This is a genomic window from Bradyrhizobium sp. (genome assembly GCF_016213215.1).
Lineage (GTDB): Bacteria > Pseudomonadota > Alphaproteobacteria > Rhizobiales > Xanthobacteraceae > Bradyrhizobium.
On record NZ_JACRAW010000085.1, the window covers coordinates 1 to 22,116 of the forward strand.

The 22,116-nt window shown below is 62.7% G+C and carries 14 protein-coding genes and 1 tRNA gene; 8 read left to right on the forward strand and 7 right to left on the reverse strand.

Annotation, left to right across the window (positions count from 1 at the left end; translation table 11 throughout):
* Positions 1-105 precede the first annotated feature (105 nt).
* Positions 106-1,341, reverse strand: a complete 1,236-nt coding sequence (locus HY852_RS15065; RefSeq protein ID WP_291605564.1) for an acyl-CoA dehydrogenase family protein — start codon at positions 1,339-1,341, stop codon at positions 106-108.
* A gap of 236 nt (positions 1,342-1,577) precedes the next feature.
* On the opposite strand from HY852_RS15065, the gene HY852_RS15070 reads away from it, so the two are divergent.
* Entirely contained in the window at positions 1,578-2,258 is a 681-nt protein-coding gene (locus HY852_RS15070) for a TetR/AcrR family transcriptional regulator (RefSeq protein WP_291605565.1), read from the forward strand.
* A 204-nt stretch (positions 2,259-2,462) separates the two neighbouring features.
* Here HY852_RS15070 and HY852_RS15075 read toward each other — a convergent pair whose 3' ends face one another.
* Positions 2,463-3,692 (reverse strand): CaiB/BaiF CoA-transferase family protein, encoded by a 1,230-nt coding sequence (locus tag HY852_RS15075; protein ID WP_291605566.1) that lies wholly within the window; start codon positions 3,690-3,692, stop codon positions 2,463-2,465.
* Between the two features lie 175 nt (positions 3,693-3,867).
* A complete protein-coding gene (locus tag HY852_RS15080; RefSeq protein WP_291605567.1) occupies positions 3,868-6,219 on the reverse strand; it encodes a cytochrome P450/oxidoreductase in 2,352 nt (783 codons plus the stop codon).
* A 92-nt stretch (positions 6,220-6,311) separates the two neighbouring features.
* Here HY852_RS15080 and HY852_RS15085 point away from each other — a divergent pair, with 92 nt between their 5' ends.
* The 4 genes from HY852_RS15085 to HY852_RS15100 all read left to right on the forward strand — a co-directional run bounded on the left by HY852_RS15085 (position 6,312) and on the right by HY852_RS15100 (position 11,605).
* The gene (locus tag HY852_RS15085; RefSeq protein WP_291605568.1) at positions 6,312-7,097 is read left to right on the forward strand and encodes an IclR family transcriptional regulator; all 786 of its coding nucleotides are present in this window, start codon (positions 6,312-6,314) and stop codon (positions 7,095-7,097) included.
* 228 nt (positions 7,098-7,325) lie between these two features.
* The gene (locus tag HY852_RS15090; RefSeq protein ID WP_291605582.1) at positions 7,326-8,336 is read left to right on the forward strand and encodes an HWE histidine kinase domain-containing protein; all 1,011 of its coding nucleotides are present in this window, start codon (positions 7,326-7,328) and stop codon (positions 8,334-8,336) included.
* Between the two features lie 171 nt (positions 8,337-8,507).
* Positions 8,508-10,508: a methyl-accepting chemotaxis protein gene (locus HY852_RS15095; RefSeq protein ID WP_291605569.1), complete on the forward strand. Its 2,001-nt coding sequence runs from the start codon at positions 8,508-8,510 to the stop codon at positions 10,506-10,508.
* Between the two features lie 767 nt (positions 10,509-11,275).
* Positions 11,276-11,605, forward strand: a complete 330-nt coding sequence (locus HY852_RS15100; RefSeq protein WP_291605570.1) for a hypothetical protein — start codon at positions 11,276-11,278, stop codon at positions 11,603-11,605.
* A 269-nt stretch (positions 11,606-11,874) separates the two neighbouring features.
* On the opposite strand, the gene HY852_RS15105 is transcribed toward HY852_RS15100, so the two are convergent.
* Positions 11,875-11,948: transfer RNA gene (locus HY852_RS15105), tRNA-Gly, on the reverse strand.
* A 299-nt stretch (positions 11,949-12,247) separates the two neighbouring features.
* Positions 12,248-14,635, reverse strand: coding sequence for an ATP-binding protein (locus HY852_RS15110; RefSeq protein ID WP_291605571.1), 2,388 nt, complete (start codon positions 14,633-14,635; stop codon positions 12,248-12,250).
* Between the two features lie 241 nt (positions 14,636-14,876).
* On the opposite strand from HY852_RS15110, the gene HY852_RS15115 reads away from it, so the two are divergent.
* Both HY852_RS15115 and HY852_RS15120 read left to right on the forward strand, forming a co-directional pair.
* Positions 14,877-15,593, forward strand: coding sequence for an ABC transporter substrate-binding protein (locus tag HY852_RS15115; RefSeq protein ID WP_291605572.1), 717 nt, complete (start codon positions 14,877-14,879; stop codon positions 15,591-15,593).
* A 668-nt stretch (positions 15,594-16,261) separates the two neighbouring features.
* Positions 16,262-16,657 (forward strand): YciI family protein, encoded by a 396-nt coding sequence (locus HY852_RS15120; RefSeq protein WP_291605573.1) that lies wholly within the window; start codon positions 16,262-16,264, stop codon positions 16,655-16,657.
* A gap of 9 nt (positions 16,658-16,666) precedes the next feature.
* On the opposite strand, the gene HY852_RS15125 is transcribed toward HY852_RS15120, so the two are convergent.
* Entirely contained in the window at positions 16,667-17,257 is a 591-nt protein-coding gene (locus HY852_RS15125) for a TMEM175 family protein (protein WP_291605574.1), read from the reverse strand.
* Between the two features lie 196 nt (positions 17,258-17,453).
* Between HY852_RS15125 and HY852_RS15130 the strand changes: the two genes are divergently transcribed.
* Positions 17,454-19,520, forward strand: coding sequence for an ATP-dependent helicase (locus HY852_RS15130; protein ID WP_291605575.1), 2,067 nt, complete (start codon positions 17,454-17,456; stop codon positions 19,518-19,520).
* A gap of 248 nt (positions 19,521-19,768) precedes the next feature.
* On the opposite strand, the gene HY852_RS15135 is transcribed toward HY852_RS15130, so the two are convergent.
* Positions 19,769-21,949 (reverse strand): autotransporter domain-containing protein, encoded by a 2,181-nt coding sequence (locus HY852_RS15135; RefSeq protein WP_291605576.1) that lies wholly within the window; start codon positions 21,947-21,949, stop codon positions 19,769-19,771.
* Between the last annotated feature and the right edge of the window lie 167 nt (positions 21,950-22,116).

Below are 22,116 nucleotides of genomic sequence, written 5' to 3' on the forward strand. Positions count from 1 at the left end.
CCGGGGCGATGCGCAGCATCGAGCCCGGAATCTCGAGATTCCGGGTCTGGTCCTTCGGACCATCCCGGAATGACGGTTAAGGAGCGCCATCAGGCCGCTCCCTTTTTACTGCTTGGGAGAGTTTGCATACTTCCGAAGCTCAAGTCTGGCAATGGCGCGATTGTGCACCTCGTCCGGACCGTCCGCGAGCCGCAAGGTGCGGATGTTGGCGTAGTCCTTGGCAAGGCCGGCATCATCGGAGACGCCCGCGCCGCCGAAGGCCTGGATGGCCTGGTCGATGATCTTCAGCGCCACGTTGGGAGCGGCGACCTTGATCATGGCGATTTCGGCCTGCGCGGTCTTGTTGCCGACCTTGTCCATCATGTCGGCGGCCTTGAGGGTCAGCAGGCGGGTCATCTCAATGTTGGTCCGCGCCTCGCCGATGCGCTGCTCCCACACCGAATGCTCGACAATGCGCTTGCCGAAGGCGGTGCGCGACATCAGCCGCTTGACCATCTTCTCCAATGCTTCCTCGGCCTTGCCGATGGTGCGCATGCAGTGATGGATGCGGCCCGGGCCGAGACGGCCCTGCGCGATCTCGAAGCCACGGCCCTCGCCGAGCAGAAGGTTGCTGGCGGGAACGCGGACGTTCTCGAGCAGCACCTGGCCATGGCCGTGCGGCGCATCGTCAAAGCCGAACACGGGAAGCATCTTCTCGACCTTGATGCCGGGCGTATTGAGAGGCATCAGGATCTGCGACTGCTGCTGGTGCCTGGCCGCGTTGGGATCTGTCTTGCCCATCACGATCGCGATCTTGCAGCGGGGATCGCCGACGCCCGACGACCACCATTTGCGGCCGTTGATGACGTAGTGATCGCCGTCGCGCTGGATGCGCGTCTCGATGTTGGTGGCGTCCGAAGAGGCGACCGCCGGCTCCGTCATCAGGAACGCGGAGCGGATTTCGCCGTCCATCAGCGGACGCAGCCACTGGCGCTTCTGCTCCTTGTTGCCGTAGCGGAACAGGACTTCCATATTGCCGGTATCGGGCGCCGAGCAGTTGAACACTTCCGAGCCCCAGCTGATACGGCCCATTTCTTCCGACAGCAGCGCATATTCGAGATTGGTCAATCCCGCGCCGTGGAATTCCTCGTCGTCGTGCGAGGACGGCGGCAGGAACATGTTCCATAGGCCCTCGGCCCTCGCCTTCTTCTTGAGGTCCTCGAGGATCGGAATGACCTTCCAGCGCTCGCCCTCGGCGTCCTGCTGCTTGTAGATCGGAACAGCGGGGCGCACGTGCTTGGTCATGAACGACTGCACGCGCTCGAGCCATTCCTTCTGCTTTGATGACAACGTGAAATCCATGGGACGCTCCTCGCTTGCTTGAAACTCTCGCCTTGAAAGCCTCGGCCTTATCGTGGCGCCGCACTGTCTTCCCGCGCCCACTGCCCCGCAAGCGGCATTCGCTCGCAGGCTGGCCGTTCCGCAGCCACTTCGTCGTGAATGCGGAAAGGGCGCGTCGGACGGATTGACAATCCGGGCTCTTCAAACGATAGTTTCATACAACTGTTTGAATTGCAACTCCTCACTGACGGACACTTATGGCGAGCGATCAGACCAGGACCGCCATTCTTGCTGCCGCCGAGCGGCTCTACGCCGATCGCGGCTTCGCCGACGTGACGCTGCGCGATATTGTCGCGGAGGCGAACGTCAACCTGGCCGCAGTGAACTACCATTTCGGCTCCAAGGACGAGTTGATCGCCGAACTGTTCGTCACGCGCAGCATCGCCACCAATCGCGAACGCTTGCACAAATTGCGCGCGGCGGAAGAAAAAGGCGGCGGGCGCGCGGACATCGACGAGATCCTGCGTGCGCTGGTCGGCCCCACGCTGCGCGGCTGCCTGGGTCCGGAGAACCAGCGCTCGACCGCGGCGCGCTTCATGATCCGCGCCTCGATCGAATCGGTGCCGCCGATTCGTCGCATCAAGAACCGCGAGATCGATCACTTGCGGAAATTCGCCGCGGCGATGCGCCGCGCGCTGCCCGACCGCGACGAGGTCGAGATCTTCTGGGGCCTGCATTTCGCCCTCGCCATGGCGCACCACACCATCCGCGAAAGCGAGCGCCTGACCAAACTGTCGGATGGAAAGTGCGACCTCGACGACGTCGAGGTCATCATCGAGCGCGTGGTGAGCGTGGCGGTGGCGGGACTGAGGGGAGCGGAAACGCAAAGGAGCAACACCACGACGGCTCCCAGACGCACCGCACCGCTGCTGCGGTGAAACCAAAAAGGGCTGATACTGATTGAGTAAGCCACGCCGGAGCTGCGCCCCCTCTCCCGCTTGCGGGGGAGGGCTGGGGTGGGGGCGCCGCCGCAGATACAGTCGTCAAGTGGATAGAGTTTCCCCCACCCGCCGCGCTCTTCGAGCGCAGCGACCTCCCCCGCGAGCGGGAGAGGTGAAGCGAGTCGCGGACAGTTTGACGTCTCAGATCACGCCCTGCTTCTTCAGCGCCTCGAGCCTGGCCTCGTCATAGCCAAGCGTGGACGACAGGATCTCGCGCGTGTGCTCCCCTAACAGCGGCGGGGCGCGGTATTCGGTGATCGGCGTCTCGGAGAACGTCAGCGCGTTGCGGATCAGGGACAGCTCGGGCCCGAACTTGTGCTTGACCTTCACCCGCATGCCGCGCTCCTGCACATGCGGATCGGCAAAGACGTGGGCGAAATCGTTGACGGGACCGCAGGGAATTCCCGCCTCTTCCAGCTTCGTCAGCCAGTGCGCGACGGTGTCCTTCAGGAACAGGCCGGCATAGATCGCCATGATCTCCTTGCCGTGGACGACGCGGTCGTTGTTCTTCAAGAATTTCGGGTTGGTGGCGAGTTCAGGCGCGCCCAGCACCGCGCAGGTGCGCGCGAACTGCGCGTCGTTGCCGACCACCAGCATCAATTCGCCGTCCGAGCAGCGGAACACGCCGGCCGGCATGCCGCCATTGCCCCAGGTGCCGCGCCGCGGCGGGCTCTTGCCGTTGACGAGGAAGATCTGCGCGTAATGTGACAGCGAGGCGATGACGGTATCGAGCAGGCAGACATCGATATGCTGCCCCTGCCCGCCATTGACCTTGCGATGATAGAGCGCGGAAAGAATGCCGATCGATGTGTTCATGCCGGTCATGTAGTCGACGATCGAGGGGCCGACCTTCATCGGCCCTGCCCCGGGCTCGCCGTCCATGTGGCCGGTGACGCTCATCAAGCCGCCCATGGCCTGAAAAATCGCATCATAGCCGGCGCGCGGCGCGTACGGCCCGGTCTGGCCGAAGCCGGTCACCGAGCAGTAGATGACGCCGGGGTTGATCTTGCGGATGGATTCGTAGTCGAGACCGTAGCGCTTAAGGTCGCCGACCTTGTAGTTCTCCATGAACACGTCGACCGTCTTCGCCAGCTCGCGGATGATCTCCTGCCCTTCCGGCGTTGCGATATTGACCGTGACCGACTTCTTGTTGCGGTTGGCGCAGAGATAGAACGAGTTGTTGTTGTTGGCCTTGCCCTCGGGGTCGACCAGGTAAGGCGGGCCGAAGGCGCGCGCATCGTCGCCGGTGCCGGGCCGCTCGACCTTGATCACCTCCGCGCCGAGATCGCCCAGCATCTGCGCCGACAACGGGCCGGCGAGCACGCGGGTAAGGTCAAGAATCCTGATGCCTGAAAGCGGCAAAGCCGACATGAACATTTCCTCCGGAACTGGCTGTTGGCGCGGCGGCCGGACCAAGCCGCGCGGCGCCATCTGCCGATACACTATTTCCGGACTTTCAGCACTGCACTGGCGGCATGCCGCCATCCGCGCAGCGGCGCCGTCGCGGCTTTCCGGCGCCGGCCGCAGGACCCCCGCCTGACCAGCCCTACAGCGATAGCGTCAGCTTGCCGCCGCGGGCGCGCGAGCAGCACACCATCATGCGATTGTTCCGGGCGCGCTCTCCTTGCGTCAGCACCTTGTCGCGGTGGTCGATTTCGCCGTCCTGCACCTGGACCTCGCAGGAGCCGCACAGCCCCTCCTGGCAATCGCAGGCGACGTCGATGCCGGCCGCTTGCAGGGATTGCAGCACCGTCTGGTCCGGGGCTACGCGGATGGTGAGGTTTGAGTCCTTCAGCTCGACATCGAAACCGTGCTCGTGCTCGGGATCGAGCAGCGAGCCCGCCGCCGAGAAATGCTCGACATGCAGCGTATTCTCCGGCCAGCCCCTGGCGAGTTCCTCGAGCTCTGCAAGCAGCCGTTCCGGTCCGCAGGCGTAGACCTGGGTGCCCGGCCCCACCTGGCCGGTCAGTTGGCGGAGGTCCATGCGCTCACCTTGCGACTTGTCGTACAAAAACAGGTTTGCGCCGTGATCGCGCTTCAGCCGCTCGACAAAGCACATGCTGATCGGCGAGCGTCCGGCATAATGCACGGCGTGAGGCTTGCCGAGCTGCTTGAGGTGGTCGGCCATGGCGATGATCGGGGTGATGCCGATGCCGCCGGCGATCAGCACGTAGTTCGAGGCGTCTTCGTCCATCCGGAAATGGTTTTTCGGCCCGCGCACCGGGATGACGCTGCCGGCCTTGATCTGCTCATGGATGAATTTCGAGCCGCCCCGGCCCTGCTCCTCTTTCAGGATCGCGACCTCGTAGCGCATGCGGTCCGACGGGTCGCCGCACAGCGAATATTTCCGTTCGTAGCCACTGATGCAGAAATCGATATGCGATCCCGGGCTCCATGGCGGCAAAGGACGCCCGTGCGGATGCTCCAGCACGTAGCGAAGCACCCCGTCGGCCGCAGGCTCCACCGCGGCGACGCGCATCTGGCGCACGATGCCGGCACGCAGCGGCGCGCCGATCTTGAACGACTGCTGGCGGGAAAGGATCGACGGGTCCGTGCGCTCCGGATTCCTCGCCGGGTCCCACTTCACCCACAGGCTATCAGGGCCGCGGAAGGCGATGTTCGGCAGGTATTTGTAGTCCTGCGGCACGAGCTCCATGTGCGGCAGGCGCTTGACGAACTCCTCCAGGAAGATCCGCATCTCCATCCGGGCGATGTTCTTGCCCATGCACTGGTGCGCGCCGTAGCCGAACGACAGATGCTCGGCGCAGTTCTCGCGGTAGAGATCAAGCGCAAGCGGGTTTTCGAAATGGCGCTGGTCGTGATTGGCCGAGGCCATCACGATCATGAGTTTTGCCCCTTTGGGAATCTCGACCTCGCCGATGCGGGTGTCGGCGGTCACGAGGCGACGCCACGCCACGATCGAGCCGGCGCGGCGAAGGCATTCCTCAACGGCGTTGGGTATCAGCGCCGGGCTTTCGCAGATCTCCTCCCACACCTCGCGGTTGGAGAGCAGAAGGCGAAAGGCATTCGCTGTCGCGTTCGACGTCGTCTCGTGCGCGGCGGCCAGGATCGCCATCATCATCGAGCGCAGATAGGACAGCGGCACGACATCGGGAAATTTCAAGTGCTGGCGGATGGAGAAGTACATCCATCCCTCGCCTCGCGGGTCGGCCATCATCGCATCGAGAATGCGGTTGGCGAGCTGCCAGAACTTTCCGACGGAATCGGCAACCTGCAGCTGCTCCTCGCGCGTCGGCCGGCCCCAGGTATTGAGGGTGTGCGCGACGCAATAGCGGCGCAGCTGCTCGATGTCGTCGTCCTTGACGCCCAGGAAATGCATCGCGACCGTGAGCGGAATTTCCCAGAACATCTCCGCGACGAGGTCGGCCCTGCCCTTGTCGATGAAGCGGTCCATGTACTGGCGGGTCAGGGCGCGGATCGACGGCTCGTGTGTGGCGAGCGCTTCCGGCGCGAAGGATTCGAGCAGCACGCGGCGCCGCTCCATGTGCGCCGGCTCGTCCTCGTTCACCATCGTACGGGTCAGCGCGTAGCCGTAGCTCTTGAGGATCGCCTCAGCTTCCGGCGGCGCGGGCGTGATCTTCTCGAGGGCAATCGACGGTGAGAACAGGATGTTGTCGCGGAAGACGGCTTTGACGTCCTCATAGCGTGTGACCACCCAGTAGCCGAGCCTGGGACTGTAGAAGACCGGCTCCTCCTCGCGCGCCCAGCGCAGGGCTTCGGCGGGATCGAGCTGGTACGGGCCTTCAAACGGATCGAACTCAGCCGCCCGCGAGGACACAGGGCAGCCGGTCGGCGAACGCGGCTCCGCCGGCCCGGCATGAACCGGGCAGGCGGAGGCGGCGACTTCGCTGCCTTCCTTGAGCGTGACAGACGCCATTTTTGCGTTCCTCCCTGTCACTACTACGCATTGCGCTATAAGTTACGCAACATGGAACTCATGTCAAGAATGGCTCTCAAGATGTGGATGCGATGAGTGAAGACGCCAAACGACGGCAAAGGGTCCAATCCGTGGAAATCGGCATGCACGTGCTGCGGTGCCTTGCCTCCGCCGGCGGCGGCGTGACGCTGGCGCGCCTCGCCCGGGACGCCGACCTCGCCCCCGCCAAACTGCACCGGTACCTTACAAGTTTCGTGCGCACCGGCTTTGCCGCGCAGGATCCGGACACCGGACATTACCTGCTGGGACCCGAGGCGCTGGCGATGGGGCTGGCCGCGCTACGCCAGGTCGACGTCGTCGCGATCGCCGCCCGCGCGCTGGCGCGCTTTACCGACGCCGTCAACGAATCCTGCTTCCTCGCCGTGTGGGGCAATCGCGGCCCGACCATCGTACGCTGGCAGGAATCGACGCGCCCGGTAACGGTGAACGTCCGCGTCGGCTCGGTGATGCCGGTTCTGACTTCGGCCACCGGGCACGTGTTCTGCGCCTACATGAAATCCGACGAGCTCACGGCTTTGATCCGCACCGAGGTCCAGGAACTCGCGCGGGAAACGCTGCGGCGCGGCTGCCGATCACAAGCCGAAGTCGAAGAGCTGGCGGAAGCGGTGCGCCGCCGCGGCTACTCGCTGATCGAGGGCTTGCTTCTGCCCGGCGTCGCCGCGGCAAGCGCACCGATCTTCGACCACAACGGCAGGCTTGCGGGTGCGATCACCACGCTCGGCCCGCAAGGCAGCCTCGATCTTTCGCCCCATGGCGCGGTGCTGCAGGCGCTGATCGAGACTGCGAAGTCCGTGAGCCGGGAATTGGGGGGCGGATAAGCGGTCGGCACTGACGATCGAACGGGTTCGAGCGGTCCACGCAGTTTGCGGCTTTCTCCAGCCAAGGGCTACGGTGCGGTCGCGCCGGATGAGCATTCCGGCCAATTCCGCGCGCGGCCACCGACATTGACCGAGATCAAGCGGCCGGGATGCCGCTCCGGTTATCGAGAACAGGTATCGCTGGTTTTAGTCTGAGATCGCGATCAGGGACGATCGACGTTGCGTAGAGTGATCCCTCACCTTCCGAGCAAGGAACGCCCGTTCTGGCGCGGACAGGCCATTGCCGTCGCGGCGATCGCGACAACCCTCGTGTGCCGGGCCGCTGTCGATCCCTTCATCAATGGTGACCTCTATTTCACGTTGCTGTTTCCCACCGTCGTGGCGGCAGGGCTTTTCGGTGGCGCATGGTCGGCAATCAGCACAGCGTTTTTCGGCGCGTTGCTGGTTGCCTACTTCTGGATTCCGCCACGCTTCAGCTTCAGCTTCTCAAACGACGGGCTTGTCCGACTGATCGCGTTCTGGGTAGTCGCCAGCACCATCATCGCGCTCACGACGTTCGTTCACGTCGTGCTGGACGCCCTCGTGCGAGAACAGGAGCGCGCCGCGACCATCGCGCGGGAAATGCGCCACCGGGTTCAGAACTCGCTGACCTTGATTCAGGCCGTTGCACGTCAGACCTTTCGCTCCACCAGCGACCTGCGTGAGGCTCAGAACATGTTGATGGCAAGGCTCGCCGCACTCGGGCACGCGCAAGATCTGATCGACGAGGTTGTCGATGACGACATCGACGTCGAGGAGCTCGTGCGGACGGCGGTTATGCCCTTCGAGGCACATCGGTTCGTGATGGAAGGTCCTCCGCTCAGGCTGTCGAAAGACGGCGCGGTGTCGTTCGCCTTGCTCATCCACGAACTCGCAACCAACGCTGCAAAATATGGCGCGCTGTCGAACCGGAGCGGCATCGTGGAAATCTCCTGGTCGCAAGAATCGCTGCACAGGGGCTGTCTGAAATGGCAGGAGCGATTTGGACCACCTGTCGCTCAGCCGTCCCGAGCTGGTTTCGGCACCAAGCTGCTGCGCAGTGCGTTCCCGGAAGGGAAAGGCGATACGACCGTGTTGTTCGAACCGGACGGGGTTCGCTGCACAGTATACTTTCCTGTCCGTGCCGATGGGAATGACGGCGGCAAGACAGCACCGCTTGGTGATACCGCAACTGTCACCCAGCAACTGGCGGCACACTAGCCCGCATTCGACGCCTCTGCGCGCGCGTGACAGTGAACGTCTGCATCCGCCCAGTGATGCCGTGGTCACCTCGAAGACCGGGCACCCGCGCTCAAGTTAACTGATCGTAAACGTGAATCATCACAACTTAACCGCGACTTCGTCAAGCTCCTTTGCCACAGAGCGACATCGATGAAAATGCGTGTTTCGATTTCGACTGCAATTTGGGCCTTTGGACTCACGCTCGCTGTGGCCGTCATCTCGGTGATCATAACGAGCGCCTATGCGCTTCGCGAGCTGAAGGTTGGCGGCCCGATCTATTCCAGCATCAAGCTTGGAAATGACCTGATCGCTGACATCTTGCCACCGCCGGAATACGTTCTCGAAGCGTACCTGGAAGCGACGATGGCGCTTCGGAATGCTGGCAATCTCGACCGGCATCAAACGAAACTCACTCAGCTAAGGAAGGACTACGAGGATCGGAGAGCATTTTGGGCATCCTCCAGACTTCAGCCGGAGCTTCGGGAAACGCTTGTCGTCCGATCAGACGCTCACGTAAAGCGATTCTGGCAGATCCTCGAAACGGAGTTACTTCCCGCCATTCGCTCCGGCCGGGGGACGTCGAGCGAGGAGGCCTATTCGCGGCTAACGGATGCATATCAAGCCCATCGAGCTGTCATCGACGGACTTGTTGAGAGCGCAACCAAGCAGAACTCAGATACGGAAGCGCTGGCGGACGAGCGAGACAGAAGGATCTCTTACGTCGTATGGAGCGTTTCTGCATTGGTGCTGGCAGTGATCCTGGCGGGCCTGCTGGGCCTCGCCTACGGCGTGGTCCGTCCGATCGTTCGAATGACCGGAGCGATGCGGGAGATAGCTGTCGGAAATCTGGCTGTGGAAATTCCGTTCTCCGGTCGCTCGGACGAGATCGGCGGGATGGCCGCGACTCTTGCCGTGTTCGCCAACAACGCGAGAGAGAAGGAGAGATTGAAAGCGCAGCAAATCAAGGCAGATACTCAGGCGATCACCTTGAGAAGGGACGCGATGCGAAGCATGGCCGGCGCACTCGAGCAGGAAGCCGGCTCCTCGATCGAGCTCGTCGCCACGGTCAACAAGGACGTCGATGTGGCTATCGACGGACTTTCGGCATTGGCTCAGCGCCTTTCAGAGAAGGCGCAGACGGTGGCGGCTGCCTCCGAAGAGTCGCTCGCGAATGCGGAAACCGTTTCTGCATCGGCTGAGGAGATGTCAGCTTCGACGCGAACCATGGCGGAACAAATTTCCAAGGCCAGCAAACTTATCGCGGAGGCGGTCTCCGGAGGAACAGAGGCGCAGGAAACGATCACGCTCCTCGCCGCCAGAATGGACAAGATTGCCGAAGTCTCAGGCCTTATCGAGGGTATTGCGGCTCAGACCAATTTGCTTGCATTGAACGCAACCATCGAAGCGGCTCGCGCAGGCGAAGCTGGCCGTGGCTTTGCCGTGGTCGCGGCCGAAGTCAAATCGCTCTCGCATCAGACTGCGAGTTCAACCGACGAAATCTCCACGCTGGTTTCCGAAGTACAATCTTCCACCAAGGCGGCCGTCGATGCAGTCAAGACGATTGGCATTCGCATCTCGGAGATTCACGCGGTCTCCAGCGAAATAGACGGCGCCATCAAGCAGCAACAGGAGGCAACGACCGAGATCGCGAGAAGCATTTCAGAGTCGGCGTCTGTTGCGCGCCAGATCTCTTCGCAAATCACGACAGTCAGCGACGACGCGGGCGAAGTCAGGAATCACTCTTCGGATGTGAGAAAGGCGGTAGGCACCGTAAGCTCGAACATAGCGGGCCTTCGGGAGCGCCTGGTTCGGACGGTAAGGACATCAGCCGAAGAAGCCGATCGACGCAGCGAACAACGTTTCACCATCGCCAAGGCCGTTTCAGTGATTGGAGCGGATGGACGCGCGATCCAAGGCAAGTTGATCAGCATCTCCAAACATGGTGCCGGCATCGATGTCGTCAGCGAACTGAAAGCTCTTGACCACGGCACGCTCAGGATCGAGGGACTCGCAATCGACCTTCCCTTCATCGTTCGCGGGGTTTCGGGCCACCGGCTCGCGGTCGAACTCGAATTCCTGACGGAGGGACACCAGCTTGAAAACTATCTCGCCTGGTTCAACACCGAGATTGTCGGCAAGGCGGCCGCGTGACTTTTGATGTGCGATCGCACTGAGGAACGCAGCATCGTAGAGCAACACCTTTGCTGAACAACCTGCGGATGAATGAGGCGATTTGTCACTTCAGGCGCCCGATTAACGTCAAAACTCAGGTTCACTGATCGGAGTTCACCCCAAGAAGGTTCTCCTCACTTGCGGAGGCCACCTGTGGGTTGGGCTGCGCACACTCCTTATTGGAACCTTGAGACCGGCGCGTCGGTGTGGCTGACCGCCAATGCGAGCGATGTTGCTTGTCCACCAGAGGGTGTTGAGATGCCCATTATCCTGGGGGATGCGACCATTATCACGAGCACGGTCGTCAGCTCGTCGAGTTCCCGAGTTGTCATCGAGCTGGATAGCGGCCATCGCAGGTGCTTGACTCCAGCCGCAACCCAGGCGAGGCCGGATGAGTTTCCCGGCTCAGAATGGATCGTTCAACGCTGGGCCTGACTAAACGGCGCGCGTCATTATCGACCGGCGCAGACTGCGCCAGGACCTCCATGCCGCCGCTGTCGCTCATGTCGTATTTGGACCTGATGCCCGCCCAATGCCGTTGACGAGCAGACAATGGTCGACGGCGGTTCTTCTACTCACGATTTCGCACGCGATTTCCTTGACGATCTCGCGGCGCTTCCTGGAGCCATCCATCCGCTCAGCTACCTGCTCCGGTTCCGGCTGCGGCGATTTGCAGGATTGAACCAGCTCTCATTGTGCGCCAGATCGACCCTGTTCGCCGCTTTCCCGCAGAGACGGAGGACACGATGGCTAACGTCAGCGAGAGCCCAAGCCAACTTGTGGTAACGTCCGGCGCGACCACAGTTACGCTAGACAGGCATGCTGGAACAGCAACCTTGCACAGGAAGATACTGCTATGGACCCGCAAGCCCGCGGAAATGTCCTTATCCGACATTTGCGAATGCGCGGTCGATACAGCCGTTGACCGCGCGTCCAGTGTCGAGATGTGCAACGCGGTGCTTGTAGCGCGAAGCGGTACGGCCTGGGCGCTGCCAGCCGCCGACAAAAAGGATGCACAAACCATCGCCGCCCAAGTGCGTGCTTTCCTGGGGCTGGACGCGCCGACGGCTCATTAGGCCTCATCGCAACCCGGTTTGCTCGCATTGCGGCCGACGCTATCCGGAGTGCTCGCAACCGAGGAGGTGATGGCCGCGCGTAGTGCAAGTGCCCCGTCTTCTACACGATCGCGGCGATCGCTAAGACATCGCATCGCGCCATGAACGCTGCTCGGTCCGCAATGCCCGCAGCGTGCGCGCGCTATTTCGGAAGCGCAGGTTCACCGACTCCCTTACCTGCTCTCGGCACGCGGAATCAGGAAAAGCTGCCGCTAACCTGTTGATTTACTTGGAGCGGGTGAAGGGAATCGAACCCTCGTATTCAGCTTGGAAGGCTGCTGCTCTACCATTGAGCTACACCCGCGCCTACGGGTTCACCTATCACGCCCCGCCGCCCGTCTCAACTGTCCCGGGCCGCGTTCCACCGCCCCACCCGGCCCTTAACGCCGGCCGGGCGCGCACCTATATCGAAGGCTTCCTCAACAACGAAAGGAGGTGATCCAGTGTCTTATCACAAGCGCTGTCACCTCGCTGGGATCGCCCGCTGAGCTTCTTGGCGGCTTGGCACCGGCGCTCTCAGCGCCTGGACCAGCGAGTTCAACAGTCAGACGCGGCGGGAGCAATCCCGCCGCGTTTTTTCTTCGTGGATGGGCGATCGCGGCGCTAGCCGCCCTCCAGCACCTCGCGGATTTTCCGCGCCAGTTCGGACTTCCGATACGGCTTCTTGAGAAGGGCTATGCCGGGATCGAGTTGGCCGTGGTGGGCGATCGTGTTCTCGGTATATCCCGAGGTGTAAAGCACGCGCACGCCCGGACGTCGCTTGAGGACGGCGTCGGCCAGTTGCCGGCCATTCATTCCTCCCGGCATGATCACGTCCGTGAACAGGAGATCAAACTGGGCGCCCTGATCGACGAGCGCGAGCGCCGCCGCTCCGTCGCTCGCCGAAAGCGTTTTGTAACCCAGGCTGCCGAGCTGGGCGATCACATAGCCCCTCACCAGCGGATCGTCTTCCACCACGAGGATCTTCTCGTGCGCACTGGTCGCGATGGGCGCACGAACCGGCTCCACTTCTACCGCCGCCTGCCCGGTCGCGCGGGGCAGATACAGCCTGATCACCGTGCCGCGGCCTTCCTCGCTGTCGATTTTCACCGTGCCTCCGCTCTGCCTGGCGAAGCCGTAGACCATGCTGAGCCCCAGCCCGGTGCCGCGGCCTACCCCCTTGGTCGTGAAGAACGGCTCGAACACCCGGTCGCGGATTTCGGCCGGAATACCCTGGCCGGTGTCGGTCACCGCGATCATCACAAAATCGCCGGGCTTCACCTCATCATCCGCGGAGACATCAGGTCCAGTGAGCGTGACATTGGCGCTCTCGAGCGTCACCCTGCCGCCGTCAGGCATCGCGTCTCGCGCATTCACGGCGAGATTGATGATCGCGGCGGAAAGCTGCGATTGATCGGCCAGTGCCGACCACGCATCTTTTGCGAGTTCCAGCTTGAGTTCGATGTGTTCGCCCAGGATGGGGTTGATCAGCCTGGCCGTTTCGGTGATCAGCCCGTTCACGTCGACCTTGCGGGGTTGCAGCGGCTGACGGCGCGCAAAGGTCAGAAGCTGGGAAGTAATCTCGGCGCCACGCGTGGCCGCATCGTCGATGAGCTGCGCAACCGCGGCGAGCTGGGGCCGGTCCTTTACGCCTTCCTCAAGAATCTCGATCGTCCCGGTGATGACGGTCAGGACGTTGTTGAAATCATGCGCAACACCCCCGGTGAGCTGACCGATCGCATCCATCCTCTGGGACTGGCGCAGCCTTTCCTCGGCCTCGTGCTGCTTGGTCACGTCGCTGGACGAGCCGCGATAGCCCAGGAAGGAACCGTCGGAGCCGAAGACGGGCCGGCCGTTGACGCGGACCCACCGCACCGGCCCGTTGAAATCGCGACGGGCATACTCGAGGTTCCGGAACGGCTCGTGCCGCTCCACCCTCGCCCTGTGCTCGCGCATCACCTCCGGGTCGGCGCCGGCGGCCAGCGCCAGATCAACAGGGTCTTTTCCGATCAGCTTATCCCTGTCGGCACCGAAGGCACCCATCCGATCGGATATATAGGTGAAAGTGAGGTCCGGGCCGATTTCCCAGAAATAGTCGGAAGCCGTCTCGGCGTAGTCACGGAACCGCTGCTCGCTCTTGCGCGCGTTCTCTTCGGCTTGCTCCCGGACAGCAAGGTCTCGTTCAAGTTCGACATTGGCCTGACGCAACTCGCCGTAGGCATGCTGCAGATTCCCGCACATGCCATTGAACGCGTCGATCACCTTGTCCAGTTCATCGGGCTTGCGCGGCGGCCGGCGATCCAGCCGCAGGGGCGGAGGCGGGCGTACAAAATTGTACGAGCTGACATACTCGGCAATTGTAACGAGGTGTCGCGTGACCAGCCAGTGAAACACGTAAAGAATGAAGAACGAGACGAGAAAAGTCTTGGCTGCCTGGCTCACCAGAATGATCAGCGTCCGGTCCAGCAGTTGTCGATAGACATTCGTTAGCGTCGCCTCGACGTAAAGGACGCCGATCTGATGCCTGGCGCCCTGTATCAAGTGATCAAGGGGGTATTCACGGGAGATGAGCGATTGGGTGCCACGCTGGCCGACTACAAAGCGGATGGGATTCGGACGATCAATGGTTTCGCGTACCTCGACAGCACGGATATCCCGTCGGCGGAGGATCCCGTTGAGCTGGAGTTCCAGCTGGTTTTGATCGAGGTTCCACACGCTTTCAGCGAGACTGCCAACATAGCTCCGGCCGATTTCGTTCAGCCTGTTCTCGATGGCGCTGACGTCGCGATCGTATTCCAGATAGAGTTGAACCCCGGTCAGCGTCAGCGTCACGAGCGAGCTGAACAGCAACACGGCGGCGAGCAGTCGCAGACCGACGGTACCCCGAAGCCGCTTGAAGAACCCCAACAGGCCAGGTTCCAGAATCGGAGACGCGATCCCGTTCAAGTCGTTCTTTGCCGCCACCGGCGCGACGGCGCCGTTACGGCGGGGATTCTTCTCTCGGTTGCCCATTCCTCCGGACCTGAAGAGCCTCTTGCGGCACCCTCAACCGATCTTGAGCGGTGCGGGTAAATTTTTTGCCCAGCCTCAGGAATTCCCTGAAGGTATCATCATGCGTGCCAGAACAACACCGGTGAAACCCCGGGGCCGTAGCAGCCAGTCGGTGGCCGCGGCAGTCATCTGCTAAAGTTGGCAGACCGGATCGATCTCGATATTGAGCTGCAGCAAGGAAAAAGCAAAGGAGACCTGCGTCGTGTGGCGGATGTTCCTTGTCTGCGTGTTGACGCTTCTGTCCGGCATCCCGTCCCATGCGCAATCGGTCATCCGATTGTCGAGAATAGCTGACATTCCCGACCAGTATGTCGGGGGCGAGATATTGCGGGTCGTCTACGGCCGCTTGAACATCGCAATCGAATTCGCGGACGTCCCCGGCAAGCGTGCACTGGCGCTCAGCAGTGCCGGCGAACTCGACGGCGAAATCCAGAGGATTGCCAAAGTCGCACAAGATTACCCCACCCTGGTGCAAATCTCGCCGCCCATCAATTACATTGAGCCGGCGGTTTTCACCACCAGGCTTCATTTCGAGGTGAAGGGCTGGAATTCGATCAAGGACTACAGCGTTGGCATCGTGCGAGGCGTCGGCTCTTCCGAGGCCGGCACGAAAGGCATGAGCCACGTCACGGCTGCGACCGACCTGCAAGCCCTGATCCGCATGCTGGATGCCGACCGTTTCGATGTGATGGTCACGGATCTGTTCAGCGGGCGCGTCGCGGTCAAGAAGCTGAATCTGCAATCGCGCATCTACCCGCTGTCGCCGCCGATCGAGAGAATCTACATTTATCACTACCTGCACGAGCGACATCGCGATCTCGCCAGGAAAGTCGAGAAGGTGATTGAGGAAATGGACGCGAGCGGCGAACTGGCTCGCTTGCGCGAGAAGCTGGTCATGCAGTTCCTCAACAGTCCCTGACAAGGGCGGCACCAGGCCCGCGGCGTTTTCGTTCAACGAGCGGGCAGCTCGCACCAGCGCGCAGGGATGGCAACGGCCGCAATCAGGATATTGGCCAACCGGTTCCACCGTGGTTACGATTCGAAATGGAAGATTGGTGAACTAGGATGGCGATCAAAGACCTGTTTCGCAGAAGATCTGACGCCGGAGCCATTCCTGAGCCGAAGTTCAAGAATGGAACGCGAGTGAGAGTGACTCATTTGGATCGTAACTCGCCTTACGAAGGCATTATCGAACGATCTATCTGGCACCACAGACTGGCCACTTACCACTACTATCTGGAAGGGAAGTCTAAGCGATATTCCGATGCTGACTTGGAGCTCATTCCGTAACTTCACCCGCGGAGTTCTGCGTTTCGTTGCCTTGGAGACCCGCTCGCGATCCAAAGGGACGACAACCAGCAAGGCAACCGCCAACGCCATCCCGGCCAATTGGGACTTCAGCCATCAAAGTCCGCAAGCGGACGGTTTCGTCACTGTTGCGGCAAGCAAGGAATTACCGCCAGCCCGGCCCATTAGTCGTGTGATCGAAACAGGCCGGCCCGCCACCCATTTCCCCGCTATCATGTGTCGGAACCGTCAGACGACAAACGTCCTTTGGTCTGAAGGACAGCCAAAGAAGAGGGAGCGATGCTGTACGCGATACTCGCCTATCACGTGGAATCCGAGGTGATGTCCTGGACGGCCGACGAGGACGCGGCCGTCATGGCCGGGCTCAGCAAGGTCCACGATCCGCTCACGGCGGGAGGACACCTCGGGCCAGCGGCTCGGCTCGGCGAGACCGGGAAGGCGCGCACCCTGCGTGGTCCCGGCGCCGGCGTGGTCATCGACGGTCCCTTTGCCGAGACCAAGGAGCAGCTCCTCGGCTTCTATGTCATGGATTTTGCGAGCGAGGATGAGGTCGTGGAAGCTTGTCGCGAGCTGCGGCGGGCCAATCCCAGCGCCGTCTATGAGATCCGCCCCATCCGGCTGTTCCTGCCGGGCCACGCCTTTCCGAGAACCGAGGAGCCGGCGGGCGATGGGTGAGCGGACTGGTTATTCGCCCGCAGCAGGCTTCTTGGCCAAGAAACGGCTCACCAGCAGGCCGCCGAAGGCGAGAAACCACAGGACTTGCGCATATTGAGGTGCGATCAGCGCCACGACCGTGCCGGGGATAAACACCAGGACCGGGAAGATAGCGCCTGCGAATTCGTGGGGCCTGCACTGCGGGACCAGCGCCCACAGCCAGGCATTGAGCCCTGCAATCGCTGTGAGATGCAGGCCGTACAGCACGGCAACGGCGCTGCTCAGGCGGTAATTGGCATAGAGTCCGTTGGTGACCGGCAACAGGATGATCGACAGCAGGAAAAACAGATTGAGCATCACCAAGCCGCGGCCGCCCTCGGGCTGGCGCGCCAGCCGCCGGTGATGGCTGATCCAGAACACGCCGGCGATGATGAAGCTCAACACCAGCGCCGATAGCCGCCCGGCATAGACCCTGAAAAGATCGCTCCAGTCGGGCATGGCATCGAAGGCGCCTGTCTTGGGCAGGTCATAGGCCAAAAGGGTCATGGCCACGCCGAAGATGGTGTTGCTCAGCGACTCCAGCCGTCGCATCTCGAAGTTCTCAGTGCTGGGTTGCGTCATTGGGAAATCGATAGACCTGGAGCTGAACGAACAGTCGCGCCGATATCATATCCTCGCGACGCCCGGAACTGGACGAGAGATTTCCGAGCGGTTGGGCCTCTTCCACCACTTTCAAAGTGCCCCCGGCTCGCGCCGGCCATCCTCGCATTGCGGTTTGCGCCGAGATCGCCGAGTCTGGCCCTCTTGGGAGCGATTCGTGCTTGCAACCGCTGCGAAATATCTGGACACGCTGAACGCGGAGCAGCGGCGCGCCGTCGAGCATGGCGTGCGCCCTGACGCCACCGTCGGCGGCCCGCTCCTGGTGATTGCCGGCGCGGGTTCGGGCAAGACCAACACGCTCGCTCACCGCGTCGCGCACCTGATCGTGAGCGGCGCCGATCCGCGCCGCATCCTGCTGATGACGTTCTCGCGGCGGGCATCTGCGGAGATGAGCGCCAGGGTCGAGCGGATCGCGCGCAAGGTGCTCGGCGAGAATGCTGCCATCATGCGCGACGCCTTGAGCTGGGCCGGCACGTTCCACGGCATCGGCGCGCGCATCCTGCGCGAATATGCCGAGCGCATCGGCGTCGATCCCGCCTTCACCATCCACGACCGCGAGGATTCCGCCGACCTGATGAACCTCGTCCGGCACGAATGCGGGTTCTCGAAGACCGAGACCCGCTTTCCCGCCAAGGGCACCTGCCTTGCGATCTATTCCCGCTGCGTCAACGCCGAGATGGGCATCGAGCAGGTGCTCGGGCAGCACTATCCCTGGTGCTCCGGCTGGGCGGCCGAGTTGAAGCAATTGTTCGCCGCCTATGTCGAGGCCAAGCAGGCCCAGCACGTGCTCGACTACGACGACCTCCTGCTCTACTGGGCGCAGACCATGTCGGATGCCGCGCTGGCGGACGAGATCGGCAGCCGCTTCGACCATGTGCTGGTCGACGAATATCAGGACACCAACCGGTTGCAGTCCTCGATCCTGCTCGCGCTCAAGCCCGACGGGTGCGGACTCACGGTGGTCGGCGACGACGCGCAGTCTATCTATTCCTTCCGTGCGGCGACGGTGCGCAATATCCTCGACTTCCCGCACCAGTTCTCGCCCCGCGCCGAGATCATCACCCTCGACCGCAACTACCGCTCGACCCAGCCGGTGCTGTCGGCCGCCAACGGCGTCATCGGCCTCGCCAGGGAACGCTTCACCAAGAACCTGTGGACCGACCGCGCCTCGACGCGCAAGCCGCAGCTTGTCGCGGTACGCGACGAAGCCGACCAGGCGCGCTACATCGTCGAGCAGGTGCTGGCGAACCGCGAGGAAGGCTCGCTCTTGAAGCACCAGGCGGTTCTGTTCCGCACCTCCTCGCACTCTGGCCCGCTCGAGATCGAGCTGACACGGCGCAACATCCCGTTCGTGAAATTCGGCGGCCTGAAGTTTCTCGACGCCGCGCATGTCAAGGACATGCTGGCGCTGCTGCGCTTTGTCGAAAATCCGCGCGACCGCGTCGCCGGCTTCCGCATCCTGCATCTCTTGCCCGGCGTCGGGCCGGCCTCCGCGCAGCGGGTGCTCGATCGCATGGCGGAAAGCGCGGATCCCATCGGCGCGCTGTGCGGCGTCCCCGCCCCGCCTCGTGCTGGCAATGATTGGACGGCGTTCATCCGCACCGTCGAGAACCTGCGCTATTCGGAGTGGCCGGCCGACCTGGAGCGGGCGCGGCTGTGGTACGAGCCGCACCTCGATCGCATTCACGAAGACGCCGAGGTGCGCCGCGCCGACCTGATCCAGCTCGAGCAGATCGCGAGCGGCTACGCCTCGCGCGAGCGCTTCCTCACCGAGCTCACGCTCGACCCGCCCGACGCAACGAGCGACAAGGCGGGCGTACCGCTGCTCGACGAGGACTATCTGATCCTCTCCACCATCCATTCCGCCAAGGGCCAGGAATGGAAGTCGGTATACGTGCTCAACGTGGTCGATGGCTGCATGCCGTCCGATCTCGGCGCCGGCACGAGCGCTGAGCTCGAGGAAGAGCGGCGCCTGCTCTATGTCGCGATGACCCGCGCCAAGGACGACCTGCATCTCGTCGTGCCGCAGCGCTTCTTTACCCACAACCAGAGCGCCAAAGGCGACCGCCACGTCTATGCGTCGCGGACGCGGTTCATCCCCGAAGCCCTGCTGTCGCTGTTCGAACGCACGAGCTGGCCGGTTGCCGCGGCTGCCGGCGCGCGCAACGCCGCGCAAGGTCCGAGGATCGACGCCGCCGCGCGCATGCGCGGGATGTGGCGATAGGCAGCAGCGCTACACTGCAAGATCAGCTTGGCTGGAGTTGAAGAGTTTGCGCGATATCTTTCAGCCCCGCTGCGGTGCTCGTCCGGAGTTGGGCGCTCGAGCCGCGGCTCCTGTCCGCGCCTCAAGTATGCCGCAGGTTCGTCATTGCGAGGAGCGAAGCGACGAAGGCAATCCAGACTGTTGCCGCGAAAAGATTCTGGATTGCTTCGCTTCGCTCGCAATGACGGCAGAAAAACCTTTACAGGCTCTCAGAATCCGACACGCAGGCCGGCCCTGCCGCTGATGACGTTGGACTTGTCGGACAGCGCAAGATACTCGGCGGCGGAGTAGACGGATACGTTGCCGGTGCGCCACTCCAGTCCGGCGCCGCCGAAGCCGCCCCAGACGTCCGCAGGCCCGGGGGTCGCAAACGGGATCGCCTGGCCGAGCAGCGTGGCGTTGATCGTGGCGCCCCCAAGCCGCTGGGTGCCGAGCACCCCGCCATAGAGGCTGGTCGAGATCATGCCGGCAGTCGAAGCGAGTTCCGTGCGCGTCAGCTTCACCTCTCCGCGCTCCTCCGCCGTGCTCACCGTGCGACTGCCAACCGAAAGGTTTGCGGTCGAGCCCTTCTCGGTGTAGCCGCCTAACTCGCCGTACAAATAGCGAAGCTTGAGGCTGGGGGTCAGCGTATAGCTCCCGTTGGCGAACTGGCCCAGCGCGAAACGATGGCCGATCGTCGCGTCGGGGCTCACATACCAGCCATCGAAGGAGGCGGTCGCGGTCTCCAGTCCGGTGGGCAGGAGGTTGTTGTTGATGGTGCGCGTCACCGTGTTGCGCGACGCCCCGCCCTGAACGACCGCACGGAGGAAGGTCTGGCCCGCATCGTAGTTGGCATAGACGCCGCCAAATCCGAGATCGCTGCGGCTGTCGCCCGTATTGAGGTCGATGTCCGTCCGGGTTGCGCCTCCGCCAATGAAGGCGCCCACCGTCAGACCAGGCTGCACGCGCTTGTCGCCGCCGAGCATGCCGCCGTAGAACGCGTTCGCCGCATGCAGCAGCACACCATCGGCCTGCTGCACCCGCCTGCCGGCGAAGCCGCGCGACCAGATCGCGGTGTCGTCGGCGTAGACGACGGTCGGCGCCTTGAAGGCGATGGCCTCTCCGGAATAGGCGGACAGTCCGGGGATCGCCGCGAACGCGTCGTCGATGCGCGATGATGCGTCCGGCGCCGCAAAGGCCAGCGGCGCGCCGCCCGCCGCGCCGCCGCGGGCAACGTGCGGAATGGCGTCCGAAATCCCGCGCGTGAAATCGGTCAGCACGCGCCCTTGCATGGCAAAGGGCGTGAGATCGACGGCAGCGGCCCGAAAGCCGGACACGGCGAACGGAATCGCGCCGGTGACCGTGGTGCCGGTGAGCAACTCGTCGTCGAAGGTCAGGTTGTGGTTGCCGCCCAGGAAACGGACGCTGTTGCCTGTCGTACCATTGAAGTAAATGTCGCCAATGATCTTCGAACCCGGCAGCAGCGTCAACGAACTGCCGCCCGTACCGTTACCGCCGAAGCTCAAAGCCGCGATGGTGCCCGCGATGGTGCCCGAATTGGTGACGTGCCCCGCGCCTACCGCAGCGATGCCCCAGTCCGCCTGGATCGTGCCCGAGTTGGTCACGTTGGCGTTATTGTCGGCGCGAATACCAGCCAGGTTCGCCAGGATCGTGCCGGAATTGGTCACGTTGGCGTCGATGGTGGCGGTAATGCCGGTGAAGCCCAGGATTGTGCCGGAATTGGTGACGTTGGCGTTGGCGCCGGCGCGGATACCACCACCATCCGCCAGGATCGTGCCGGAATTAGTCACGTTGGCGTTGCCATTTATGGCGTAAATGCCCGCGCCACTGAGACCCGTCACCTGGATCGTGCCGGAGTTGGTCACGTTGGCGTCATTGCCGGCGACAATGCCATACTTGTTCGCCTGGATCGTGCCGGAATTAGTCACGTTGGCGTCGGCGTTGCTGCTGGCAATGCCATACTCGTCCGCCAGGATCTTACCTGAATTGTTCACGTTGACGTACTGTAGGGCAGCGATGCCCCAGTCCGCCTGGATCGTGCCGGAGTTGGTCACGGTGGCGTTGCTGCCGGCGTAGATGCCGTGGTTGCCCGCCTGGATCGTGCCGGAATTGGTCACGTTGGCATCGATGAGCGCGAGAATGCTGTCGGCGCTCAGGATGGCGCCGGTTACGGTGTTGTTGAGCGTCAGCGAGCCATTGTCAAGGATACCGACAGCGCCGCCCGAAATCGTCACCGAGTTGGTGCAGGTCTGGTTCGTTCCCGTCGGCTGGCATGCCTGCGCATAGGCATCAGACAGCGGCAAGACCAACACGACCAGGGCCGCGCCGGCAACCATCGCCCGCATCGTTCCCGACGCTGCTTCGAGGAAGGCAGGGCATCGCGTCGTCATCAATTTCTCCCAAGCTCGCCTTGGAGTTTCCCCCAAGATTCGTCGCTGAAACTAGAGAGGCACCTGCCCGCGGTCTCGGCATGTGGCGCAACGAACCGGGCACGTTCTGCAATCGTTGCAGATGGCAAACGGTTGTTGCTATGTCGTCACAGGCTGCGCGGTGACCA

What these genes read in the sequence shown, in the direction of transcription:
- HY852_RS15075 (WP_291605566.1), bottom strand. Translation starts at nt 3,692, where the DNA reads ATGTCGGCTTTGCCGCTTTCAGGCATCAGGATTCTTGACCTTACCCGC.
- HY852_RS15120 (WP_291605573.1), top strand. Translation starts at nt 16,262, where the DNA reads ATGCTGTACGCGATACTCGCCTATCACGTGGAATCCGAGGTGATGTCC.
- HY852_RS15110 (WP_291605571.1), bottom strand. Translation starts at nt 14,635, where the DNA reads ATGGGCAACCGAGAGAAGAATCCCCGCCGTAACGGCGCCGTCGCGCCG.
- HY852_RS15125 (WP_291605574.1), bottom strand. Translation starts at nt 17,257, where the DNA reads ATGACGCAACCCAGCACTGAGAACTTCGAGATGCGACGGCTGGAGTCG.
- HY852_RS15095 (WP_291605569.1), top strand. Translation starts at nt 8,508, where the DNA reads ATGAAAATGCGTGTTTCGATTTCGACTGCAATTTGGGCCTTTGGACTC.
- HY852_RS15070 (WP_291605565.1), top strand. Translation starts at nt 1,578, where the DNA reads ATGGCGAGCGATCAGACCAGGACCGCCATTCTTGCTGCCGCCGAGCGG.
- HY852_RS15100 (WP_291605570.1), top strand. Translation starts at nt 11,276, where the DNA reads ATGGCTAACGTCAGCGAGAGCCCAAGCCAACTTGTGGTAACGTCCGGC.
- HY852_RS15135 (WP_291605576.1), bottom strand. Translation starts at nt 21,949, where the DNA reads ATGACGACGCGATGCCCTGCCTTCCTCGAAGCAGCGTCGGGAACGATG.
- HY852_RS15080 (WP_291605567.1), bottom strand. Translation starts at nt 6,219, where the DNA reads ATGGCGTCTGTCACGCTCAAGGAAGGCAGCGAAGTCGCCGCCTCCGCC.
- HY852_RS15085 (WP_291605568.1), top strand. Translation starts at nt 6,312, where the DNA reads ATGAGTGAAGACGCCAAACGACGGCAAAGGGTCCAATCCGTGGAAATC.
- HY852_RS15065 (WP_291605564.1), bottom strand. Translation starts at nt 1,341, where the DNA reads ATGGATTTCACGTTGTCATCAAAGCAGAAGGAATGGCTCGAGCGCGTG.